Annotated in this window: 4 protein-coding genes and 2 pseudogenes; 4 read left to right on the top strand and 2 right to left on the bottom strand. The window is 39.0% G+C overall.

Going from position 1 to position 4,495, the window contains the following annotated elements:
* Positions 1-81 precede the first annotated feature (81 nt).
* Both Q0502_RS12825 and Q0502_RS12820 read left to right on the top strand, forming a co-directional pair.
* The gene (locus Q0502_RS12825; RefSeq protein ID WP_298651313.1) at positions 82-423 is read left to right on the top strand and encodes a nuclear transport factor 2 family protein; all 342 of its coding nucleotides are present in this window, start codon (positions 82-84) and stop codon (positions 421-423) included.
* Positions 424-938: 515 nt separating this feature from the next.
* The gene (locus Q0502_RS12820) at positions 939-1,076 is read left to right on the top strand and encodes a hypothetical protein (RefSeq protein WP_298651314.1); all 138 of its coding nucleotides are present in this window, start codon (positions 939-941) and stop codon (positions 1,074-1,076) included.
* 10 nt (positions 1,077-1,086) lie between these two features.
* On the opposite strand, the pseudogene Q0502_RS12815 reads toward Q0502_RS12820, so the two are convergent.
* Positions 1,087-1,266: pseudogene (locus Q0502_RS12815) on the bottom strand (TspO/MBR family protein); the annotation flags it as partial.
* 345 nt (positions 1,267-1,611) lie between these two features.
* Between Q0502_RS12815 and Q0502_RS12810 the strand changes: the two are divergent.
* Complete coding sequence (locus Q0502_RS12810) at positions 1,612-2,730, top strand: PDDEXK nuclease domain-containing protein (RefSeq protein ID WP_298651311.1); 1,119 nt, start codon at positions 1,612-1,614, stop codon at positions 2,728-2,730.
* A gap of 26 nt (positions 2,731-2,756) precedes the next feature.
* Here Q0502_RS12810 and Q0502_RS12805 read toward each other — a convergent pair.
* Positions 2,757-3,221: pseudogene (locus Q0502_RS12805) on the bottom strand (TspO/MBR family protein).
* Positions 3,222-3,738: 517 nt separating this feature from the next.
* Between Q0502_RS12805 and Q0502_RS12800 the strand changes: the two are divergent.
* Positions 3,739-4,299 (top strand): MauE/DoxX family redox-associated membrane protein, encoded by a 561-nt coding sequence (locus Q0502_RS12800; protein ID WP_298651309.1) that lies wholly within the window; start codon positions 3,739-3,741, stop codon positions 4,297-4,299.
* Positions 4,300-4,495 lie beyond the last annotated feature (196 nt).

The following is a 4,495-nucleotide window of genomic DNA, read 5'->3' as shown; positions in this document are numbered from 1 at the left end:
CTGGTGGTAACCTTTTCAATTATTTTAGTGGACTACTTTTCAATTATTTTTTACATATAATAACTTAAAAGAATAAAAACAATGGATTTACAATTACCGGAAGTCATTTCAGACTTGTTGACAGCACAGAAGAATTATGACAGTGATGCTTATGCCGACTGTTTTTCAGAAACAGCACTTGTCATTGACGAAGAAAAGGAGTACAAGGGGAAAAAGGCCATAAAGGATTGGATTGAAAATGCCAATCAACAATTCAAAACAACAATGGAGCCAACTAAATATTTCGAAACTGATTCAGCGGCTATTCTTACGGCTGTTGTTTCAGGAGATTTTGACGGAAGCCCGGTCGCCCTGGATTATCATATGGAAACAAAGGATAACAAGATTACCCGCCTGGAAATTACACTCAGTAATGCTGAATAAATGAAAAGTCGAAGGACTGATACAATATAAGAAAGTCATCAAACACCTGTTATTATTTTATATACAAAATAAAATTCACCTGTTATTGTTTTGTTGATGAAATAAAAATACGGTATATGGGAAAAGTTTGCTATATAGTTATTTATTTCGAATAAATCAGTTTTGCCCCGATTTGTATAATCAAGCTACGTTTCGACAGTTCTATGTGACGTACCCACAGATGACAACTATCTTTACCCCGAAACAATTGCTCTCAATAAGTCAGACTGCTCTGACCAATTAACAACAGTTATATATGGGGCAAATGATGGGACCATGATATATACAGATACCTCCTGATCATTTTATTATTTTCCATTTTTCTACATCGATGATTCATCTTTAAAGCAAAAGAGTGAACTCCCCTGCTTACCTATAGTAAAAAACTGCGAAAAGTTGCATGATGATGAAACTTCATATATCTTTACAGGTCTTCCCTCCTTTATCAATGATGGATTATATGAATAATGAATATTATGCAGACAAAGAAACATACCAATAACCACCAAATTGTTGATTACGATGCGGTACTTGATGCCAAATTCGGGAAAGTCGGCACACAGGAGCGCGAAGCTTTCCGTCGAGAAGCATACGCCTATTACATGGGCAAATAATATACCTCCCCTAATTATATACCAGGATATACGCGTTGAGGTAAGTGGCGAAGAACAACCACAGGGCGTATGGGATAAACAGCAAGGCACTTGCCTTTTGTGCCGGCCAGGTTTTCAGGATGTAGTACAATACCGCCAGGTCGAGCAACACGATATTGATAAGCCCCAGCAATGGATTTTGCAGGTAAAAGAAAGAAAAGCTTTATAAGAAATTCAGGAACAACTGTATGCCGAACAATAAGAAAAAGAGGTTCTTTAGCCTATTGATTTACATGTCTTTGAAAATTATTTTATATCTTTACATCATTATCTGATAAAGTTTATGGTAGTTTAATTCCACCGAATTCGATGGAATTAGAATGGAGTATTCCAACCCCCCTCGAATTCGAGAGGTTTAGAAAACAGACAAACATTAAAAACACAATAAATTGTGTGTCCCTGATTTCAAAAAACAGATTGAAAGAATTGAAACAGATTATTAAAGCGATAGTAATCCGTAGGGATTCATTACCTTTGCAGAACATATTCTATTCCCATGGTAGTGAAGCAGCAAAATTTCGACCGGTTAATTGATAATATCTATCAAACGCATAACGCATTACAGGCAAATGCGAAAAGGATCATCAACCAAAATCTGACAATTCGCAATTGGCTTGTAGGATACTATATTGTTGAATATGAGCAAAACGGAGAAGACAGGGCGGAATATGGGGCTAGGCTTCTGGAAGAAATGGCTGAAAATCTAAAAGAAAAGGGGATTAGAGGATTAAGAACCAGGGAATTAAATACCTGCCGCAAATTTTATACGACCTATCCTCAAATTTGGCGGACAGTGTCCGCCAAATTGCAAGAAAATGATAATCAGTCTGTTTTTGCAATAAATAAAACGGAGATTTCGCGGACACTGTCCGCAATATCTGATAATGAACTTGAAATTGTACCCGAACTGTTATTATCAAGGCTTTCGTACTCGCATTTTATTGAACTGCTAAGAACCACCGATCCTCTGGAACGGCTGTTTTATGAAGTTGAAACTATTAAAAATAACTGGGGTGTCAGAGAGTTGGAAAGAGCAATAGATACATCATTGTTTTTTCGAACAGGTTTATCAACGAATAAAGAAGCTGTTATCGCTAAGATTAAAAATCTGAAACCGGAAAACAATATCGATGTTATCCGCAATCCCTTTGTGCTTGAATTTCTCGATCTGGAAGAAAAAAGTGAGTACAGTGAATCTGATTTGGAACAAGCTATATTAACTCATTTGCAGCAGTTCCTGATGGAATTGGGAACCGGATTTTGTTTTGAAGCCCGTCAAAAACGAGTAACATTTGACAATGAACACTATAGAATCGATTTGGTTTTCTATCACCGAATATTAAAATGTCACGTTCTTATTGATCTGAAAATTGGGAAGTTTACCCATGCCGATGCCGGACAAATGACTCTGTACCTAGGCTACTACGAAAACGAAGAAATGACCGAAGAGGATAATCCTCCTATCGGAATCATCCTATGCGCAGATAAAAACAACACACTTGTAAAATATACCACTGCCAATAGAAACGATCAACTATTTGTGTCGAAATACCTCCTTGAATTACCGGATAAAAAGATTCTGGAAAATTTTATCAGAAAAGAGTTAAGAGAGTAAATTCTAAATGTAAGCCGTTCCTTACCCTAATTATATACCAGGATATACGCGTTGAGGTAAGTGGCGAAGAACAACCACAGGGCGTATGGGATAAACAGCAAGGCACTTGCCTTTTGTGTCGGATAGGTTTTTAGGATGTAGTACCATACGGCCAGGTCGAGCAGCGCGATATTGATAAGCCCCAGCAATGGATTTTGCAGGTAAAAGAAAGAGAAGCTCTATAAGAAATTCAGGAACAACTGTATACCGAACAATAAGAGGAAGAATTTCTTTTTTCTGTCTTTTGAATTCAGAATAAGGCCGATGGATATCCCCATGCATACGTAAATGATGCCCCAGGCAATTGGGAAGACAGCATTGGGAGGCGTTAAGGCGGGTTTATTCAAATAGGGATACCAGGATTCAATGGCATCCGACTGAAAGTAACTGGCTGTGAAACCAACCATAAAACAAACCAACACCGGCAACAATACATTCAGCAATCTTTTCATCAGTCAGCAATAAATTGTTAATTATGTACACTTCCTGGCATTATAACAAACCAAAACGAATCAAGGTTATCCATAAATAATGAAAATTGCATTATTTTTCAGATTATTCACATAGCTACGTTGTAACAAAGAGAGTGTAATACAAAACTTCTTCAACACAACAATAAGATCCTGTTTGATAGTACTGATTTCACCAATGGTCTGCTTTACACTCCGGAAAGCAAATATACCCGGATCGCACTCCCAGAGTTTATTTTAACTATATAAGACTCATTGTCAAACTGTTAATTATGATATTTTTTGAAAAAAAGTTTGGAGATCCAATGATCATACCCTACATTTGCAAGAAGTGAAGTGTGTATATTTTAATGCCTTAGTTTTTAGATTCTTTCTAAACATCTGCTGTAAATTGTTTCCGCAAGTGGAACAATATCGAGATTAACTAGTGCTGGGACCATTCGGGATTTATAAAATGCAATACATTATTTAGGGTAAGAACAAGCCGGAAGGGATTGTTATGAAAAAGATTCTGGCAAAGAATCGCCACGTGATTGTACAAGTAATCTGCTATTTGTACGTAATTCTCTTTATATATACGGCCATCAGTAAACTGCTGGATTTTGAGAACTTCGGGATACAGTTGGCCCAGTCTCCCCTGTTGAGCGCCTATGCCGGATTCATCGCCCCGTCCGTCATCATCACCGAACTGCTTATTGTGCTGCTGTTATGCTTTAAAGCCACCCGGCTCACGGGTTTGTATGCCTCTCTCTTCCTGATGGTGGCCTTTACCGTATATATCTACCTTATATTGAATTACAGCGATTTTATCCCCTGTTCCTGCGGAGGGATCATTGAAGAACTAAGCTGGACGGAACACATGGTCTTTAATATCGGTTTTATAGTCCTGGCATTGGCCGCCATCATACTGACAGAAACGAAGAAAGACACTCCTACCCTCTCCATCGTCCTCAGAAGCGTGCTGCCTTCCCTTGCGGCTGCGGGTCTGGTGGTGGCCCTGTTCCTGTCGTCCGAGCATATCATCAAAAAAGAGAACAATTTTATCCGGCGGTTCGGGTAACATCCGATAAGGGATGAGATAGCGTTCGATCTGGGCGTCGACTCCTATTACTTTGCCGGTATCGCCGACGGGCAGGTCTACCTGGGGAATGTCACCGCACCCCTGCTCCTTACCACCATTGACACCGCTTTGACGACAACCAAATCCGTTAAACTACAACTTGACAATACCGCACACCCGTTCCGCTCCATCCAGA

It is taken from the genome of uncultured Proteiniphilum sp., from assembly GCF_937873925.1.
Taxonomy (GTDB): Bacteria; Bacteroidota; Bacteroidia; order Bacteroidales; family Dysgonomonadaceae; genus Proteiniphilum.
The sequence above is the reverse complement of the archived record's forward strand: the minus strand, read 5'-3'. Positions and strand labels throughout refer to the sequence as shown.

Excerpts from the sequence above, each read along its gene's own strand:
- Q0502_RS12820 (WP_298651314.1), top strand. The coding sequence starts at position 939 with ATGCAGACAAAGAAACATACCAATAACCACCAAATTGTTGATTACGAT.
- Q0502_RS12825 (WP_298651313.1), top strand. The coding sequence starts at position 82 with ATGGATTTACAATTACCGGAAGTCATTTCAGACTTGTTGACAGCACAG.
- Q0502_RS12810 (WP_298651311.1), top strand. The coding sequence starts at position 1,612 with ATGGTAGTGAAGCAGCAAAATTTCGACCGGTTAATTGATAATATCTAT.
- Q0502_RS12800 (WP_298651309.1), top strand. The coding sequence starts at position 3,739 with ATGAAAAAGATTCTGGCAAAGAATCGCCACGTGATTGTACAAGTAATC.